The following is a 16,001-nucleotide window of genomic DNA, read 5'->3' as shown; positions in this document are numbered from 1 at the left end:
GCCGGCATTGAGTTTTCCTACTTTATTGCCGGAGTCTTCCCATGACCCTTCACTACATTTACGACCCATTGTGCGGTTGGTGCTACGGCGCCAAACCCTTGGTGCAAGCTGCCCAAACCGTGTTGCCGGTGATCGGCCACGGCGGCGGCATGATGAGCGGTGCCAATCGCCAAACCGTTTCGCCACAACTACGCAATTACGTCATGCCCCACGACCGGCGCATCGCCGAGTACACCGGCCAGCCGTTTGGCGAAGCATATTTTGAGGGATTGCTGCGTGATGAGACGGCGGTGTTCGACTCCACGCCGCCGATTGCCGCCGTGCTGGCAGCCGAGCAGATCGCCGGGCGCGGACTGGAGTTGCTGGGGCGTTTGCAGACGGCTCATTACGTGGAAGGTCGACGCATCGCTGACGAGGCTGTTTTGCTTGAACTTGCCGCACAGACAGGTCTTGAGCCCGAGGCTTTCCAGCAGGCATTTAGTGCAGCTGATACCGGTCGCCATATCAAGGACAGCCGCGCACTCTTGGCCCGTGTCGGCGGTCAGGGCTTCCCGACCTTCGCGCTGGAACAGGATGGCCAGTTCACCCTGGTCGATATCGGCCCTTGGCTCGGCAAGCCGCAGGCCTTCGCCCAATGGTTGAGCCAGTCGCTTTCGGCAACAGAGTCTTCATCCGCGTTTCAAACCTGTGGCCTCGACGGCTGCGCCCATTGAACTCACCTGGAGTCACCATGGATAACCTGAGCCTGATCAAAAGCACCTACGAAGGCGTCAACTCCCAGGAGAATGCGCGCAACACCGCCGCGGCGCTGGCCGATGACGCCCGCTGGACCGAAGCCGCAGGTTTTCCGTATGCCGGGACCTACGTCGGTTTCGACGCGATCGTCGAAAATGTCTTCAAGCGCCTGGCCACTGAGTGGGAAGATTTTCGGTTCAAGGTCGAGAACTACGTCGCTCAGGGCGACAAGGTATTTGCCTACGGCAATTACAGCGGCGTCTATAAAGCTACCGGTCGTGCGATGAATGCCCGAGTCGCGCACTTGTGGACTCTGGCCGACGGAAAAGTCACCCATTTCGAACAATTCGTCGACAGCCATGTCGTGCAATTGGCTATCGCTTACAAGTGATTTCTTAGACGATTTTCGCCTATTTACAGAAGATTCACGAAATTGACACATCATTAAGGGCGCAGATAGGATGCGCCCCAACGCCTGTGGCTAACCGCCACGACTGACAAAACAATAAAAGGCCCGCCGCGAATTTTCGTGGGCGGGCCTTTTTGTTTTTGCGGTGAAAAAAGAGCGCGATAGCGCCGTTTCAGCTGTTCGGCACAGAGCGTATCAACCCGTAATAAGGAAAATAACATGTTGAACAAGCGAATCAGCCTGATCGCACTGGGGATGTTGAGCGCCACACAGGCCATGGCTAACGACCAGGCCGAATCCAAGGGTTTTGTTGAAGACAGCAGCCTCAAAGTGCTGCTGCGCAACGCCTACATCAATCGTGACTATAAAGACGGCAACCCGGACAAAGCCGAATGGGGCCAAGCGGCCATCGGTACTTACTCGTCCGGTTTCACCCAAGGCACCGTCGGTGTGGGTGTGGATGCCTTCGGTCTGTACGCACTGCGTCTGGACGGCGGCAAAGGCCGCAGCGGCGCCGGTGGTATCGACTTCTTCAAGCAGGGCGACAGCGGCAACGCGGCGGATGACTTGTCCAAGTTCGGTGGCGCGGTCAAATTCCGTATCTCCAGCACCGTCCTGACCTACGGTGACCAGATGCCGGCCCTGCCGGTGCTGAACTACGACAACTCCCGCCTGCTGCCGGAAAGCTATACCGGCACCTTGATCACCTCCAAAGAGATCAAAGGCCTGGAGCTGAACGCCGGTCGCTTCACCGCCGAATCGCGCAAAAGCGCTGAAGGCCGTGACAGCGGTGGCTTGAAGTCGATCAATGTATTGGGCGGTAGCTACCAGTTCACTGAACAGTTCAAGGCAGCGCTGTACGCTTCCGACGTCGAAGACGTACTGAAGAAGCAATACGTGAACGCCAATTACGTGTTCCCGATTGCCAAGGATCAGTCCCTGACCCTGGACTTCAACGGCTATCGCACCAAGCTGGACAACTCCTACGTCCGGGAAAACGGTGTCACCGGCGACGACAACAAAATCTGGAGCCTGGCAGCGACCTTTGTCACCGGCCCGCACTCGTTCACCCTCGCCCACCAGCGCAGCACCGGCGACAGCAACCTGGGTTATGCCTACGGTGGCTATCAGCGCGGCCAGAACCGCGTCGGCGACGGCGGCAACACCATTTACCTGGCGAACTCCTACTGGTCCGACTTCAACGCCGAAGACGAACGCAGCTGGCAGCTGGGTTACGGTCTGGACTTCGGCGCCTTCGGCGTTCCGGGCCTGAGCTACAACGTGGCCTACGTGCGCGGCGACAACATCACCACTTCCACCAGCGAAGGCGGCACCGAGCGCGAGATCTTCAACCAGTTCAAGTACGTCGTGCAGAGTGGCCCGGCCAAAGACCTGAGCGTGAAGGTACGCAGCTCGATCCTGCGTGTGTCGCAGAAATCCAGCGAGTACAACGTCAGCGGCAACGAACTGCGCGTATTCGTGGATTACCCGATCAACATCTTCTGATGATCGGCTGAGTTGTTCAGACTCGATAAAAACCCTGACTGGTTCGGGGTTTTTTTTGCCTCATAACCATATGAAAACACCGAAAAAGGCTGTTTTCGATCGTAAAAAGTCGAATTGGAGCAACTTTATCCTGCGTTTCAAGCAACGCTTGATATGCCTGAAATTCTTTCTCATGGGCCGTCAATCCGGCACCTACTAGATTAGGCCGCTTAATGCAGCGGAGACCTAGTAATGATCGTGTTGAACAGAGAAGTTGGCGAATCGCTACGGCGCGACAAGTATGTCAACGTCCAGGGAGCCGACTTCAATCTCTTCGGTCATTTTTCCGACTTCGTCAGACTGACCAAAAGTTGGGAAAACATGGAGCCGGACAGTTATTACGGCCAAGCCGATGCGGGCATGCGTTTTCGTCGCTACAGCGATTTTGAATACAACCCGGTCACCCGTGACTTGAAGCAATTGGAACATCGCGCCTACGTGCAATCGAAGGCCAACAACAGCTACGTCGGTGGACTGGAGCGGCACTTCCAGGACTTCTCTAATGAGGTCATTAATTCGCCGGTGATGCGCAGCCTGATCGATACGGATTTCGAGGTGTACAAACACGTATTGCCGCCGGAACTGCACGACGAAATCTGGCAATGCCAGATTCATCAGATCCGCATCGAGATCAAGCCGGGCAAGCAACTGGAAATCACCCCGGAAGGTATTCACTGCGACGGTTATCCGTTCAGCGGTGTGCATTTCTGGGGTCGCAACAATGTGGACGGGGCGGAGAGCCGTTTGTATTCGGCCCAAGAGGAACAGCTGGCGGCGACGACTTATATGGAAATCCTCGACACCACCTACTTCCTCGATCGCGAGATGCGTCACTACGTGACACCGGCGCGCAACACCCATGCTCACGAAATGGCCTATCGGCAGATTCTGGCCATTTCCTTCTCGCGGCCCGGGACCGCTTTCGACATTGTTCGCTGAACAGTTCGACCCCATGATGAACATCACCGAGTGCTCTGCACCGGTGATGCTGCGACGCGCGACGGCCAAGGATGCCCAACGCCTGGAGCGCTTCTTTCGGCAATTCGAAGAAGTGTCGTTCTGTGAATGGCAGGACGCCAAATGCCTGCGCGGTGTGCTGGAGCAGAAAACCACCACCGCGTTCCTCGCACTCGATGTCGGTGGCGAAGTGGTCGGCGCGGTGTTGGGCGGCATGCTTGGTAGCCGTGGCACCATCAATCACCTGGCGGTGAGCACGTTGTATCGCAGCCAGGGCGTCGGTCAACGTCTGGTGGAAGCGGCCTCGGCGGACATGAAACGGGTGGGTGTGCTGCGGATGTTCCTGTTCGTCGACGATGCTAACCTTGCCGGCAAACGCTTTTGGAGTGCCCAGGGCTTTTGTGAGCCGCGCGGCGAAACTACCTTTGAGAGGGACCTATGAATGAGACGTCCAGCAGCCAGCCGCTGATGGTCGAGCCCCAGCCCTCGCGCACGTTTGCTGAAGCCAGCCCGGTGGTTGCGGGCTACTTCACGGTGTCGTTTGTGTTCGGTCTGATGGCCGTCAATGCCGGGATGCCCGTGTGGCTGCCGGTCGCGATGTGCCTGTTCGTCTACGCCGGTGCCTCACAGTTCGCCGCCCTGGCGTTGATCTCCAGCGGTGCGTCGCTGACCACCATTATCCTCACCACGTTTCTGATCAATGCGCGGCACATGCTGATGTCGGTCTATATGGCCAAGGCCCTGCAAGCGCTGGGGCTCAGTCGTCTGGAACGCTGGTGTTATGCCGGTGGGCTGACCGATGAATCGTTCGCCTTCCACAGCGTCAAACTGGGCAAGGGCTCGCCGGTCAATGTGCGTTACCTGATCGGCTTCAATCTGTATTGCCACACCTCGTGGGTACTCGGCGGTTTGCTGGGGGCGATCTGCGCGCAGTACGCGGCGCACCTGATCAAATATCAGCTCGACTATGCACTGACCGCGATGATGCTCTACGTGCTGGTATCGCTCTGCAACACCCGCAACAAACTGATCGCCGCACTGGCCGCGGTCGCTTGCATGGGTGCACTGAGCCTGATTGGCAACTCACCCTTCAACGTATTCATCGCCACATTCGTGGGCTGCGGAGTGGGTGTATGCCTGACCAAACGTTCCTGATCCTGGTCGTCGCGCTGATGATGGCCGTGACATTCCTGCCACGCGCGTTGCCGCTGCAGGTGAGCACCGATCATTGGCCACCTCTGGTCGCCCGGGCGCTGGAATACCTGCCGGTGGCGATCGTGGCTGCCATCAGCCTCACGCCCCTGTTGATCAAGGATCAGCATGTGCAGCTCGATCGCCCGGAATTTTATGCAGCCATTCCGACGTTGTTATGTGCGTATTTCAGCAAAAATCTCTTTCTCTCCGTTGCGGTGGGAACGGTTGCGTACATTGCGCTCGGCTCGTTCATGTAACGGCAGATCGACCACTTCATTCAAGGCCTGACCCGACAACTCGGGATTATTGATCGCCAGCCGCACTTCGAGGGAGTCCTCGAACCCCGGGAAAATGGTCAGGCCGTTACGCAGGGCCGCCTCACGGGAAACCATGCCCAGTCCGTCCATTTGCGTGATCAACGATAGGGTCAGGGTTTCACTGCAGGAATAGATCATCCGCTTGCCTGACTCGTAGTTGCCAAGGCCTGCGTCGAGAAAGCGCAAGAAGCTGTGGGAATACGGACAGTCATCGGCCGGCCGAACCTGAAATTTATTGCCAAGCAGCACCAGCGGGTCGTTTTCCTGACCGCAATGAGCACCGACCACCTGCACTTGCACATCGGGCAGGGCAATGCTGGGCAACCCCGGCCGTTGCGGCCCGATCAGCACGGCCAGGTCGAAGTCCTCATTCTTCAACTTGCTGAGGTTTTCCATCGACTCGGCGTAGCTGAATTCCAGCTGATAATCAGCAAACACCTCGATGAGGCGTCCGATCATTCGCCGGTTGAAGTCGGCCGAGAGCGTGGTGTTAAGCGCAACCTTGAGCGTGCGCTGCCCGGGCACCTTGAGCGCGGCGACTTTCTCTTCCAGCTGCCGCGTGGCGACCAACACTTTGTCCATGTAGGGCGTGAGCTCCGTGCCCTGTGTGGTCAGGGTCAGCCCCTTGTTGGAGCGACGAAACAACCGAAAACCGAACTGCTCTTCGACCTTGTTCAACTGCGCGGCCAATGCCTGCACGGTCAAAAAGGAATGCTCTGCCGCCGCCGACAACGAGCCGGTCTGCACGATGCGCATGAGGTTGCGTAAGGTTCTGCTATCCATTTGGGTAATGCCCTCTAAAGTGGGCTGGCTATTGTTGTGTACCTTGCCGCCCGGTGGGCGTGGGTCGCGTGCTGGCTATGATCCTGCACCAGAGCATGCTTGTCCCGAGTTTAGTAGCGAAATGATTCTGCGTCCGATGGCTGGAGGCTTGCACAGGATCGAGATTTTTGTTGGAGGGGAGATGATCGGGGTCAAGAAAGTGGCCCGGATGGGGGAGGTGTGGGCGTTTTTTGGCTGCTTGTTTTATCAACGAAACCTTTTCCCAAGGCAAAAAAAGCAGCCTGATCAGGCTGCTTTCATGAAAAGGTGCTTGATATTGTGCTCCCTCAAGCAGGGGAGAAGAGGTCTCACCAGGCGTCGATTTCCAAGTCATCAACGAGGTCCCTCCGCCGACTATTGCCACTTGGAGGCAGTCGGTTTCGCGCTCTCGATTTAATTCTCTGCCCCTATAGTGGGGGTGTCAACGTGTGTGTCGGACCGTATGTCGGCGTCTTTTCAGGCTGCGGAAAAGCCCAACACCGCCGCACCGTTCAATGGCCAGTCGGCATTGAGCTACATGCTTCATCTGGATTCTAACTGGCGTCAATCAACGCTCGTTCTTCCAACCAACTCTCCTGAACAAACTGATCCGTAATCGCATAAATCCCATGCCCAACACCGGATAAGCCGCCGACGTTGCACCGGAAAATGCTTGGTTCCGCTTTGCAGTCATTTCGCTGACTTGCGCCCTGTGCGATCCCGTTCCGATGAACAGAAAGTAGCCAGGTGTATTAGGGCGTGGGTTTATTGCATCACGAGCGGCTTTGAGTGCCAGGAGCAGTTGATTGCCGTCGTCGGAGGAAATCGCGTGCTGCACTTCGTCGATGATCAGCACCAAATCTGTTTTCGCTTGGTCGACCACCTCTTTTTATGGATACGCCATAATTATTGGCCAGCCATAATTTAGCATAAAGGTTAAGATCTGGCCTGAGTGCGGACTCATTACACCACGTCACTAATGATGTTCCCGCCCCCACCTTTATCCCCCCTAACCAACCTCCTACATTGAGCTCCACCCACCTACCCCTCATCCCGAAGGGCAGGTCACTGGAGACTCATCATGCCTTTTGTCAGCGTACGCATTACCCGCGATGGTGTTACCTCAGAGCAGAAAGCTCAGGTGATCGCCGAAATCACTGAAACCCTGGAACGCGTCCTCAACAAACGCCCGGACCTGACCCACATCGTGATCGAGGAAGTCGACACCGATAACTGGGGCTATGCCGGTATCACCACCACCCAGTACCGCAAGCAACTGGCTGAGGCGGAGGGGCAGTCATGACCACCTCCGTCACCATCGATTTCGTTTCCGATGTGGTGTGCCCGTGGTGTGCCTTGGGTGCGACGGCGTTGGAGCAAGCGATCGAGAACGTGGCGGGTGAGGTCTCGGTCGAGCTGACTTTCAAGCCTTTCGAACTGAACCCCGACATGCCGGCGGAAGGCGAGAACGCGGTTGCGCACTTGATGCGCAAGTACGGGCGCAGTGCCGAGGACGTCGCCGCTGGCAAAGCGATGCAGATCGCTCGGGGTGAGGCCATCGGGTTCAAGTTCGATCTGGAGAAGCGCACCCACTTCCATAACACCTTCGATGCTCACCGATTGCTGTTGTGGGCGTTGCAGGAAGGGCGTCAGGTCGCACTCAAGAAAGCCCTACTGCGTGCTTATTTCACCGACGGCCAGAATCCGAACGATCGCGAAACGCTGGTTCGGCTGGCGGCGCAAGTGGGATTGGATGCGGCGAGTGCGCGTGAGGTGTTGGTGTCCGGAGCGTTTGCCCAGGAAGTGCGTGAGCTTGAAGTGTTTTACCGCGAGCGCGGCATTAATTCGGTACCGGCCATGGTGCTGAACGGTCGTCACCTGGTGTCCGGTTCGCAATCGGTCGAGTACTACGAACAGATGTTGAGACAAATGGCGCAGGCGCCCGTTGAAGTCTGATTAATCACTTTTTCAAACCATTATTTATGAGTAGAGGTTCACCATGAGCAATTCGAAAAAAGTCATCGTTATTACTGGCGCCTCCCAAGGTCTCGGCGCAGGCATGGTCAAGGCTTTCCGTGATCTCGATTACAAGGTTGTCGCCACCTCGCGTTCGATCAAACCGTCCACCGACCCGGACATCCTTACCGTGGCGGGCGACATCGGCGACCCGGCGGTCGCTCGGCAAGTCATTCGTGAAGCGATCGCACGTTTTGGCCGCATCGACACCCTGGTCAACAACGCCGGGATCTTCGTCGCCAAGCCGTTCACTGCTTACACCCCTGAAGACTATGCCGCGGTGCTGTCGGTGAACTTGAATGGTTTCTTCTACATCACCCAACTCGCGATCACCGAGATGGAGAAGCAGGGCAAAGGCCACGTCGTCAACATCACCACCAGCCTGGTGGACCACGCCATTGACGGTGTGCCATCGGTACTGGCGTCGTTGACCAAAGGTGGCTTGAACGCGGCGACCAAATCCCTGGCCATCGAGTACGCCAAGCGCGGGATTCGAGTGAATGCGGTTAGCCCCGGCATCATCAAAACGCCGATGCACGGAGAGGAAACCCATGAAGCGCTGGGGAGTTTGCATCCGGTTGGGCACATGGGCGAGATCAGCGATATTGCTCAGGCTGTTGTGTATCTGGACAGCGCCAACTTTGTCACCGGGGAAATCCTGCATGTTGATGGCGGGCAGAGTGCGGGTCACTAAGACCTGTTTTCTAAACATCAGAAACAACAAAGCCCTCGCGTTTTTGCGAGGGCTTTGTTTTGTATGGTGCACGCTTTACCAGCACGTGCATCATCCGAAGATCGTCTCTTAGCCAACCCGCCAAGTCTGATAACTCCAGGTACTGAGCGGTGCGTCATTGCGCCCGAAAAGTCTAAATCCATCCTGTTGTTTCTACGATGGTTAAGAGTTCATTTGCTGAAGTCGTGCTGCAGCCGGCTCTGGCATGGCCGCCAGGGAACTAAACTAGTTATATCTCTATAGAAGATGTCTCTACAGAGGTAAGGAGGTGTCAAATGGCCATTCGTGATACCTATCAGGAAATTGAACAGACCCTGGGTCTGGTTCCGGAGTGGATCAAGCAGATGCCGGAAGGCGGCGCGATCGGATTCTGGGGCGTAGCCCGGGATTTCTGGCTGGCAGATACCAAGATTCCTAATAAGTACAAGGAGTTGATAGGTCTGGCGGTATCCGGGGCGACCCGTTGCAAGTATTGCGCTCTGTTCCATACCGAAGCCGCGCGCCTGTTTGGCGCGAGCGACGAGGAAATTTCCGAAGCCAGCTTTATGGGCTCGCTGACCATGATGGGCAGCACCTTTATTAACGCCCAGCAGATCGACTACGAGCAGTTCCGGCAGGAAACGCTGAGTATCGTCCGGTATGTCAAAGATCACTCGCAACCCAAAGCCGCATAAGCCGTTGCGAGAACCTGCCCTTCGCCAGCTGACGAAGGATAAGTTGATTGCAATCACCAGCGGTGGTCCCAGGACCACCGCTCGGTGGCAAGCGGCTGTGCTGCGAGCCATCAGCGAACTCATGCAATCCAGCGATACCGCCCGCGAAGAAAACCAGGACCTGCGCATCCCCTTTGCCAAAGCACTCCATGACCTCTATGCGGGACAGAAGTCCGACGCCGAGTTAACGGAAATGGTGTTGCTGATGCTGGAAGTGGAAACCGCCCCTTTTATTGGCAAAGAGCCCCAGCCAGGGGCGGTATCTGGGGACAATGACCTCTGAGAAGTGGAAAAGGGGCAACGTTATTTTCCCAAATGGAAATCGTCGTATCCCTGGTTTGAGCAAAAAAGTCCCGCACGATTTGAGCTTGCTGACAACGTCAACCTATAGTGCTGTGCTGGAGCTACGAAGGATGCTTCAGGCTGATGATTTTCTTCCCTGGATGGATATTTACCCAATGCTCAAGTTCAATGCTCATCTCGGCTTCCAATTCAATGAATTGCCTTTTCTGCAACGCATCGAAGCAGCCGCCGCAGCTGGTTTTCGGGCGGTGGAGTTCCCATCACCCTATGAGTTCGACGCGAGTCTCTTGGCCGACCATCTGGCTCAATACAGTCTGCCATTGATTCAATTCGCTGCACCGGCTGGCGTTACCAAAGGCATCGCTGCCTTGCAGGGCAAGGAGGAAGAGTTTCGCAACGGTTTGCTCCGGGCCGCCAGCTATGCAAAGGCGCTGGCATGTTCGGATGTCCATATTATGTCTGGTGTTACGACGCAGGATGACGCAGGGCGTGTCTTCGGGAGCAACCTGGAGTATGCCGTCAAGTACTTCGAGGATCAGGGTTTGCGGCCTCTTATCGAAGTAATTTGTGCGCAGGAGATGCCGGGCTATTACATGGCTGACTTCAGCAAGGCGCAACAAGTGCTGGAAACCTTCCCGAGTGTCGGGCTGATCCTCGATCTTTACCATGCCCAGCTTCTGACTGGAGACGCAGCAGATGTTCTGGCTCGGTTTTACGACAGAACAGTTCATGTGCAAATTGCCGACTGCCCGGGGCGCCACGAGCCGGGAACGGGGAGCATCGACTTTGCGGCCTTGTTCGCAGCGCTGCAGCAGCGTGGCTACACAGGATGGATCGGGTGTGAATACCGGCCTTCCGGTTCTACCGTGGCGAGCCTTGACTGGATCAGGCAGTTAAGTGCTTAGCGCTGAAGTGAAATTGTGATGGGGCGGTGTGCAGGTAGATTTGGCGCAGGGGAGGGTTAAGACGGTATCTACAAGGGCCGCCTCTCTAGATGCCAGAAACAACAAAGCCCTCGTATTTCTACGAGGGCTTTGTTTTGTATGGTGCCGGCACCAGGAATCGAACCCGGGACCTACTGATTACAAGTCAGTTGCTCTACCATCTGAGCTATACCGGCGTGTCAGGGCGACGATTATAGCGATTGGGTTGGTTCTGTAAACCCCTGAATTCAGACTATTTTTGCGCAGGCTTTCGGTCAGGCGCGATGCAGTACTTTCTTGAGTTTCTGCAGGGTGCGCCAGGCTCGGCTGTTTTGCATCGCCCGCAGTTGCGCTTCGGCGTGTTCAGCGCGTTGCAGGGCGGCGGGGAGGTGGTTTTCGGTGTTGGTGACGGGGTGGCTGAATTGATGGCCTCTGCAGAACGTCACGGTCGAAGATTTTTCTTGTTCATGGCCGCACTGTCGGCGCCCTCGTATGCGTGTATAGCAAGGGGCATTGCCAGGCGCAATTTTTCGCCCGTGGTGTCCGGAATTCGGCGGTTATGTCGTTTTGATTTAATGCTTATGCACAACGGGCTGGCGGAATCTGCTTGATCATTGCGCTTTTGTGGACTCGTTCTCATTTGTCCGCAAATGCCTGTTTTACGGGTTTTTTATTTTTGTGAACAAAAAATGACCAGTAGTGTTTTAGGCGTAAAACAGCGTGGATATTGGATCCACGATAATTCCATCAACAGAGTTATCCACAGGCTGTGACTGTTTAAGGGCGCTCTGCCAGAAGCAGGAAATTGCGCGGTGTGAGTGGGGATTCGCAGAAGGTGCCGAGGCGAACGACATAACCCTGCTCAATGAGGAAAAGTGCCCGATCGAGTACCAGCCACAGCTCCAGAGGCCGTCGGAAAAGGCCTCGCAGCAGCTCCAGGTTGCGCACTTCGGCCAGTCGCTGCCAACCGGCGGCTTCCAGTTCGGTCCAATCTGGCGTGCCGACTGTGGATAAGTCTTTGAGTGCGGCCAGATCGCGGCAGTAATCGGAGAAGGGTTTGTCCAGCCAGGCGCTGGGCAGGGAAGGGGTGGGCAGGTATTCGTCGACACCGCGAAGTTGCCGTTGCAGCAGGTCGAACCCCAGGCGCCGGGCCATGGAGGTGTCGCGCTGGCGTCGGACGCGAGCGCCGGCGGTGACGGTTTCGCTCATCGGCAGCGCAAGATCATCGAGGGAAAGGTGTAGGTTGGAGCGCTCGGCCGCACAGGAAAGTGGCCGATAGGTGTTCAGACTGATCCGGTTGTAGCAGCACGGTGCGATGGCCAGTTGTTTGCAACCGGCGGCACTGGCGAGCTGGATCAGTCGCACATGCAGATCCCCGCAGGCGTGCAGCGCTACGGGTGTGTGATCGGCATTCAATAAAGAGGCTGCGCCAGGCGCGAGTACATCCTGTTCGACATGCAGCGCATGCATTTGATGGCGCTGGCTGAGTGCCTCGCCGCTGGCGACCAACGCCGGGTCGTATTCCAGGCAGGTCAGTTGTTGACCGGTTTGCAGCAGGCGTCGCCCCAAATGGCCCTTGCCCGAACACCAGTCCAGCCAATGCGTCGGTGCACGGGCAAACTGCAAGCAGCCGGCGAACGCTTCAATCTGCTGCCACTTGCGCCCCGGCACATCCACATTCAACCGATGGCCCGCCGCTTCGAGTGCACGAGCCGGCAATTCGCCCACCGCACTCAGCTCAAGAGACATCGCCGCCAATGAAGCAAACGGCTCCGGCGCATCGAGCCCGCCAGGCTGGTTATGACTGTTTTCCGCATCGTCCAGCGACCGCCCGCGTAGCCACAACGCCAGTTCAGGGTAGGACGCTTCCCAGGGTAGTTGCAGATGGGTAAACGGTCGGGGCTTCCACAGCGCCTGATGCTCGATCAGAAAAGCATCCAGCGCAGCGAAGCGGGCGAGCAGGGTCTCGCCCGTCAGCACGCAGGCATCAACGCCCTTGGCAGGCATCGACGCGCAACCAGCGCTCCAGCAGCTTGAAGCCGCGCACCAACACGTAAGCCATCAGCAGATAGAACATGCCTGCGGCGAAGAAGATCTCCACCGGCAGGTAGGTGCGAGCAATGATGGTGCGGGCCATGCTGGTCAGCTCCAGCAGGGTCACGGTACTGGCCAGGGCACTGGCCTTGAGCATCAGGATCACTTCGTTGCTGTACGCCGGCAGGCCGATACGCGCAGCACGTGGCAGCATGATGTAGAACAACGCCTTGGCCCGGGACATGCCCAGCGCCCGCGCCGCTTCGATCTCGCCCGGTGGAATCGCCTGGATCGCGCCACGCAGGATCTCGGCGATGTAGGCCGCGGTGTGCAAGGTCATGGTCGCGGTGGCGCACCAGAACGGATCGCGCAGGTACGGCCACATCGAGCTGTTACGCACCGCATCGAACTGCGCCAGGCCGTAGTAGACCAGGAACAGCTGAACCAGCAACGGCGTGCCACGGAAAAAGAAGATGTAGCCGTAGGGGAATGCCCGCACATACCAGAGTCTCGATGAGCGAGCGATGCCCAGCGGAATTGCCAGCAGCAACCCGGCAATCACGGCGATGGCCACCAGTTCCAGGGTCAGCGTCGCGCCCTGAGCCAGTTTTGGCAGCCACTTGATGATGACTTCCCAATTCATTGGGTGCTCCTCGCAAAGCCGCGAGCGGCGCGTCGTTCCATTAAGTGCATGCCGGTCATGGCCAGAATGGTCAGGCCCAGGTACATGAAGGCAGCCACCATATAGAAGGTGAACGGTTGCTTGGACACGGTCACGCCGATTTGCGCGTGACGCATGATTTCTTCAAGGCCGATGACCGATACCAGCGCAGTGTCTTTCATCAGAATCATGAACAGATTGCCCAGGCCCGGCAGGGCGATGCGCCACATCTGCGGCATGATCAACTTGGTGAAGATGCGGAATTTCGACAGGCCCAGGGCCACACCGGCTTCACGGTGACCTTTGGGAATCGCCAGAATCGCCCCGCGAAACACTTCCGTGGCATAGGCGCCGAAACACAGCCCCAGCGCAATCACGCCGGCGGCAAAGGCGTTGAGTTCGAGCTCGGGGTTGCCGAAGAACTCACCCAGCGCACGCATCAGGTTGACTGTGCCGAAGTAGATCAACAGCACCCAGAGCAATTCCGGGATGCCGCGAACCAGCGTTGAATAAGTGCCGCCAAGCCATTGCAACGGCTTGTACGGGGAAGTCTTGGCCAAGGCGCCGAGCAGACCGAGCACCAGCCCCAGGCACAAGGCCGAGAGTGCCAGTTTCACAGTCATCAGTGCGCCAGCGGCGAGCGCCGGGCCGAATCCGTAGAGGTCGATAATCATGGATTTCTTTTCAAATCGCGGCAGGCAATGCCAAGGACTGGCGCCGTCAGCGAACGGCGCCGGTCGGGCAGGTCAGAATCAATAGATGCTGAACGGGAAGTACTTGTCGTTGATCTTCTTGTAGGTGCCGTCAGCGACGATTTCTTTCAGCGCAGCGTTCAGCTTTTCGCGGATCGGGTCGTTCTTGCGAACGGCGATACCGATCTTGTCGCTTTCTTCAACCGGGTCACCCTTGAATTCGTAAGGACGGCCGGCGTCGCTTTTCAGCCATTCATAGTTGACGTACTTGTCGGCCAGGATGCCGTCCAGACGACCGGAAGTCAGGTCCAGGTAAGCGTTTTCCTGGGTGTCGTAGAGTTTGACTTCGACGCCTTCCATGTTGTCTTCCAGCCAGGTGCCGGCCAGGGTCGCGCGTTGGGCCCCGATCACCTTGCCTTGCAGCGAAGCCTTGTCGGTCTTGAAGTCGACGTCTTTTTTGGCAATGAACTGCAGTTTGTTGGAGTAGTACGGTGCGGTGAAGTCCACCGCTTGCTTGCGCTCATCGGTGATCGACATCGAGGAGATCAGGAAGTCGAATTTCTTGGCGTTCAGGGCCGGGATGATGCCGTCCCAATCGGAGGTGACCACGGTGCACTCGACTTTCATCTTGGCGCACAAGGCGTCGCCGATGTCTTTGTCGAAGCCGACGACATTGCCACTGGCATCTTTATTGTTGAACGGCGGGTAGGCCGCTTCGATGCCCATCTTCAAGGTCTCGGCGGCGGCACCGGCGCTGAAGGCCAGGGTGACGGCCGCAGCCAGGAAGATCTTTTTGTAGTTCTGCATGCGGGTAGCTCCGTTAGCGGTTGCTGGACATGAATTGTTTGCAGCGCGCCGAAAGCGGGTTTTCGAACACCTGCTGCGGCGATCCTTGTTCTTCTACCAAGCCTTGGTGGAGGAACACCACTTCGCTGGAAACCTGACGGGCGAAGCCCATTTCATGGGTCACGAGCAGCATGGTGCGGCCTTCTTCGGCCAATGCGCGGATGACATTAAGTACTTCCTGGACCATTTCCGGGTCAAGGGCGGAGGTGGGTTCGTCGAACAGGATCACCTTGGGCTGCATCGCCAGGGTACGGGCGATGGCCGCGCGTTGCTGCTGGCCGCCGGAGAGTTGCGCGGGGTAGGCGTGGCGCTTGTCAGCGATGCCGACCTTGGCCAGCAGGGCTTCGGCGACTTCGATGGCCTCGGCCTTGCTCTGGCCGAGTACGCGGCGCGGGGCCTCGATGATGTTGTCGAGCACGGTCATGTGCGGCCAGAGATTAAAGTTTTGAAATACAAAACCGATCTCGCTGCGCAGGCGATTGATCTGTTTGCCGTCGGCAGCGACCAGTTCGCCGTTCTTGGCGGATTTGAGCTTGAGTTCTTCGCCGGCCACCAGGATCTGGCCCTGGTGCGGGTTTTCCAGCAAGTTGATGCAACGCAGGAACGTGGACTTGCCGGAACCGGAGGAGCCCAGGATCGAGATCACGTCGCCGTCGCGGGCGGTCAGCGAGATGCCTTTGAGCACCTCAAGCTGTCCGTAGCGTTTGTGCAAGTTGCGGATTTCAAGCGCGGGCGTGGCCTCAGCCATGTGCGTTCCTCATAGTGTGTTGCGCTCCTGCTGTTGGTCGCCTTCCTGGCGAGGCGGCCAAGCTAGCATAGCGTTCGAATGGCAGCCAACAGCGCTCGGGACGGTAAACGGATGGCGTGTGGCAGGTTGTCGCATCGGTACAGCAGACTGTCGCGCTGCTATCAACCGAACAGCCGTTTGAACCCGATGTGGTCCGGCTGTCCCGTAAAAAAAGGCGCGATGTTGCCAGCTTTGGCGGGGTGTTGGAAGCGCTAACCGGCCAAACGTTCCTGATCTGCACTTTTATTGTGCGAGGGGTGAATCCGGGGTGTGTTTCTGGTGCGATGTTTCGTTATTAAAGTGGGTCGCCAGGTAACGTTCTGGCGGATTGCCAT

At 57.4% G+C, this 16,001-nt stretch carries 19 protein-coding genes, 1 tRNA gene and 2 pseudogenes; 13 read left to right on the top strand and 9 right to left on the bottom strand.

All coding sequences use genetic code 11. The annotated features are described in order from the left end of the window. Positions 1 to 41 precede the first annotated feature (41 nt). From AC07V0_RS05805 to AC07V0_RS05775, 7 genes are all read left to right on the top strand, one after another. A complete protein-coding gene (locus tag AC07V0_RS05805) occupies positions 42 to 713 on the top strand; it encodes a DsbA family protein (RefSeq protein ID WP_064615868.1) in 672 nt (223 codons plus the stop codon). 17 nt (positions 714 to 730) lie between these two features. Next, the gene (locus AC07V0_RS05800) at positions 731 to 1,126 is read left to right on the top strand and encodes a nuclear transport factor 2 family protein (RefSeq protein WP_495019498.1); all 396 of its coding nucleotides are present in this window, start codon (positions 731 to 733) and stop codon (positions 1,124 to 1,126) included. Between the two features lie 237 nt (positions 1,127 to 1,363). After that, the gene (locus tag AC07V0_RS05795; RefSeq protein ID WP_477746724.1) at positions 1,364 to 2,650 is read left to right on the top strand and encodes an OprD family porin; all 1,287 of its coding nucleotides are present in this window, start codon (positions 1,364 to 1,366) and stop codon (positions 2,648 to 2,650) included. 231 nt (positions 2,651 to 2,881) lie between these two features. Next, positions 2,882 to 3,628 carry a 2OG-Fe dioxygenase family protein gene (locus tag AC07V0_RS05790; protein WP_495019497.1) on the top strand — a complete coding sequence of 249 codons (747 nt, stop codon included), beginning with the start codon at positions 2,882 to 2,884 and terminating at the stop codon, positions 3,626 to 3,628. A gap of 46 nt (positions 3,629 to 3,674) precedes the next feature. Continuing rightward, entirely contained in the window at positions 3,675 to 4,088 is a 414-nt protein-coding gene (locus AC07V0_RS05785; RefSeq protein ID WP_173861173.1) for a GNAT family N-acetyltransferase, read from the top strand. Further along, entirely contained in the window at positions 4,085 to 4,801 is a 717-nt protein-coding gene (locus AC07V0_RS05780; protein ID WP_018929283.1) for an AzlC family ABC transporter permease, read from the top strand. The genes AC07V0_RS05785 and AC07V0_RS05780 overlap by 4 nt, the downstream gene beginning before the upstream one ends. Further along, positions 4,780 to 5,097 carry an AzlD domain-containing protein gene (locus tag AC07V0_RS05775; protein ID WP_026300722.1) on the top strand — a complete coding sequence of 106 codons (318 nt, stop codon included), beginning with the start codon at positions 4,780 to 4,782 and terminating at the stop codon, positions 5,095 to 5,097. Before AC07V0_RS05780 ends, AC07V0_RS05775 begins: the two co-directional genes overlap by 22 nt. Here the strand turns inward: AC07V0_RS05775 and AC07V0_RS05770 are convergent. Continuing rightward, positions 5,014 to 5,940, bottom strand: coding sequence for a LysR family transcriptional regulator (locus AC07V0_RS05770; protein WP_495019496.1), 927 nt, complete (start codon positions 5,938 to 5,940; stop codon positions 5,014 to 5,016). The two genes, AC07V0_RS05775 and AC07V0_RS05770, sit on opposite strands and share 84 nt — an antisense overlap. A gap of 652 nt (positions 5,941 to 6,592) precedes the next feature. Further along, positions 6,593 to 6,844 (bottom strand): annotated as a pseudogene (locus tag AC07V0_RS05765) (ATP-binding protein); the annotation flags it as partial. A 195-nt stretch (positions 6,845 to 7,039) separates the two neighbouring features. Between AC07V0_RS05765 and AC07V0_RS05760 the strand changes: the two are divergent. The 6 genes from AC07V0_RS05760 (at position 7,040) to AC07V0_RS05735 (ending at position 10,628) form a co-directional block, all read left to right on the top strand. Continuing rightward, a complete protein-coding gene (locus tag AC07V0_RS05760) occupies positions 7,040 to 7,261 on the top strand; it encodes a tautomerase family protein (RefSeq protein ID WP_007939483.1) in 222 nt (73 codons plus the stop codon). Next, positions 7,258 to 7,914 carry a DsbA family oxidoreductase gene (locus AC07V0_RS05755; protein WP_495019495.1) on the top strand — a complete coding sequence of 219 codons (657 nt, stop codon included), beginning with the start codon at positions 7,258 to 7,260 and terminating at the stop codon, positions 7,912 to 7,914. Before AC07V0_RS05760 ends, AC07V0_RS05755 begins: the two co-directional genes overlap by 4 nt. A 43-nt stretch (positions 7,915 to 7,957) precedes the next feature. Continuing rightward, on the top strand, positions 7,958 to 8,668 hold the full coding sequence (locus AC07V0_RS05750) for an SDR family NAD(P)-dependent oxidoreductase (RefSeq protein ID WP_018929278.1): 711 nt from the start codon (positions 7,958 to 7,960) through the stop codon (positions 8,666 to 8,668). Between the two features lie 314 nt (positions 8,669 to 8,982). Then, positions 8,983 to 9,381, top strand: coding sequence for a carboxymuconolactone decarboxylase family protein (locus AC07V0_RS05745; protein ID WP_007939479.1), 399 nt, complete (start codon positions 8,983 to 8,985; stop codon positions 9,379 to 9,381). Further along, a complete protein-coding gene (locus AC07V0_RS05740; protein ID WP_231380648.1) occupies positions 9,347 to 9,703 on the top strand; it encodes a hypothetical protein in 357 nt (118 codons plus the stop codon). The genes AC07V0_RS05745 and AC07V0_RS05740 overlap by 35 nt, the downstream gene beginning before the upstream one ends. A gap of 175 nt (positions 9,704 to 9,878) precedes the next feature. Next, positions 9,879 to 10,628, top strand: coding sequence for a hydroxypyruvate isomerase family protein (locus AC07V0_RS05735; RefSeq protein ID WP_495019540.1), 750 nt, complete (start codon positions 9,879 to 9,881; stop codon positions 10,626 to 10,628). A gap of 139 nt (positions 10,629 to 10,767) precedes the next feature. Here the strand turns inward: AC07V0_RS05735 and AC07V0_RS05730 are convergent. The 7 genes and pseudogenes from AC07V0_RS05730 to AC07V0_RS05700 all read right to left on the bottom strand — a co-directional run bounded on the left by AC07V0_RS05730 (position 10,768) and on the right by AC07V0_RS05700 (position 15,627). Then, positions 10,768 to 10,843, bottom strand: a tRNA-Thr gene (locus AC07V0_RS05730). Positions 10,844 to 10,921: 78 nt separating this feature from the next. After that, positions 10,922 to 11,086: pseudogene (locus AC07V0_RS05725) on the bottom strand (FkbM family methyltransferase); the annotation flags it as partial. 337 nt (positions 11,087 to 11,423) lie between these two features. Continuing rightward, positions 11,424 to 12,653, bottom strand: a complete 1,230-nt coding sequence (locus tag AC07V0_RS05720; RefSeq protein WP_111453947.1) for a methyltransferase — start codon at positions 12,651 to 12,653, stop codon at positions 11,424 to 11,426. Further along, a complete protein-coding gene (locus tag AC07V0_RS05715; RefSeq protein ID WP_495019494.1) occupies positions 12,634 to 13,323 on the bottom strand; it encodes an ABC transporter permease in 690 nt (229 codons plus the stop codon). Before AC07V0_RS05715 ends, AC07V0_RS05720 begins: the two co-directional genes overlap by 20 nt. After that, positions 13,320 to 14,015, bottom strand: a complete 696-nt coding sequence (locus tag AC07V0_RS05710) for an ABC transporter permease (protein WP_018929228.1) — start codon at positions 14,013 to 14,015, stop codon at positions 13,320 to 13,322. The genes AC07V0_RS05715 and AC07V0_RS05710 overlap by 4 nt, the downstream gene beginning before the upstream one ends. 78 nt (positions 14,016 to 14,093) lie before the next feature. Beyond that, positions 14,094 to 14,840 carry an ABC transporter substrate-binding protein gene (locus tag AC07V0_RS05705; protein WP_018929227.1) on the bottom strand — a complete coding sequence of 249 codons (747 nt, stop codon included), beginning with the start codon at positions 14,838 to 14,840 and terminating at the stop codon, positions 14,094 to 14,096. Between the two features lie 13 nt (positions 14,841 to 14,853). After that, complete coding sequence (locus tag AC07V0_RS05700; RefSeq protein ID WP_018929226.1) at positions 14,854 to 15,627, bottom strand: ABC transporter ATP-binding protein; 774 nt, start codon at positions 15,625 to 15,627, stop codon at positions 14,854 to 14,856. Between the last annotated feature and the right edge of the window lie 374 nt (positions 15,628 to 16,001).

It is taken from the genome of Pseudomonas sp. GW821-FHT01E10 (assembly GCF_059422365.1).
Note: the sequence above shows the minus strand (reverse complement) of the source record. Positions and strands in the feature narration are given on the sequence as shown.

Bases quoted from the DNA above. Each gene is read 5' to 3' on its own strand.
- AC07V0_RS05805 (WP_064615868.1), top strand. From the start codon at position 42: ATGACCCTTCACTACATTTACGACCCATTGTGCGGTTGGTGCTACGGC.
- AC07V0_RS05800 (WP_495019498.1), top strand. From the start codon at position 731: ATGGATAACCTGAGCCTGATCAAAAGCACCTACGAAGGCGTCAACTCC.
- AC07V0_RS05795 (WP_477746724.1), top strand. From the start codon at position 1,364: ATGTTGAACAAGCGAATCAGCCTGATCGCACTGGGGATGTTGAGCGCC.
- AC07V0_RS05790 (WP_495019497.1), top strand. From the start codon at position 2,882: ATGATCGTGTTGAACAGAGAAGTTGGCGAATCGCTACGGCGCGACAAG.
- AC07V0_RS05785 (WP_173861173.1), top strand. From the start codon at position 3,675: ATGCTGCGACGCGCGACGGCCAAGGATGCCCAACGCCTGGAGCGCTTC.
- AC07V0_RS05780 (WP_018929283.1), top strand. From the start codon at position 4,085: ATGAATGAGACGTCCAGCAGCCAGCCGCTGATGGTCGAGCCCCAGCCC.
- AC07V0_RS05775 (WP_026300722.1), top strand. From the start codon at position 4,780: ATGCCTGACCAAACGTTCCTGATCCTGGTCGTCGCGCTGATGATGGCC.
- AC07V0_RS05770 (WP_495019496.1), bottom strand. From the start codon at position 5,940: ATGGATAGCAGAACCTTACGCAACCTCATGCGCATCGTGCAGACCGGC.
- AC07V0_RS05760 (WP_007939483.1), top strand. From the start codon at position 7,040: ATGCCTTTTGTCAGCGTACGCATTACCCGCGATGGTGTTACCTCAGAG.
- AC07V0_RS05755 (WP_495019495.1), top strand. From the start codon at position 7,258: ATGACCACCTCCGTCACCATCGATTTCGTTTCCGATGTGGTGTGCCCG.
- AC07V0_RS05750 (WP_018929278.1), top strand. From the start codon at position 7,958: ATGAGCAATTCGAAAAAAGTCATCGTTATTACTGGCGCCTCCCAAGGT.
- AC07V0_RS05745 (WP_007939479.1), top strand. From the start codon at position 8,983: ATGGCCATTCGTGATACCTATCAGGAAATTGAACAGACCCTGGGTCTG.
- AC07V0_RS05740 (WP_231380648.1), top strand. From the start codon at position 9,347: ATGTCAAAGATCACTCGCAACCCAAAGCCGCATAAGCCGTTGCGAGAA.
- AC07V0_RS05735 (WP_495019540.1), top strand. From the start codon at position 9,879: ATGCTCAAGTTCAATGCTCATCTCGGCTTCCAATTCAATGAATTGCCT.
- AC07V0_RS05720 (WP_111453947.1), bottom strand. From the start codon at position 12,653: ATGCCTGCCAAGGGCGTTGATGCCTGCGTGCTGACGGGCGAGACCCTG.
- AC07V0_RS05715 (WP_495019494.1), bottom strand. From the start codon at position 13,323: ATGAATTGGGAAGTCATCATCAAGTGGCTGCCAAAACTGGCTCAGGGC.
- AC07V0_RS05710 (WP_018929228.1), bottom strand. From the start codon at position 14,015: ATGATTATCGACCTCTACGGATTCGGCCCGGCGCTCGCCGCTGGCGCA.
- AC07V0_RS05705 (WP_018929227.1), bottom strand. From the start codon at position 14,840: ATGCAGAACTACAAAAAGATCTTCCTGGCTGCGGCCGTCACCCTGGCC.
- AC07V0_RS05700 (WP_018929226.1), bottom strand. From the start codon at position 15,627: ATGGCTGAGGCCACGCCCGCGCTTGAAATCCGCAACTTGCACAAACGC.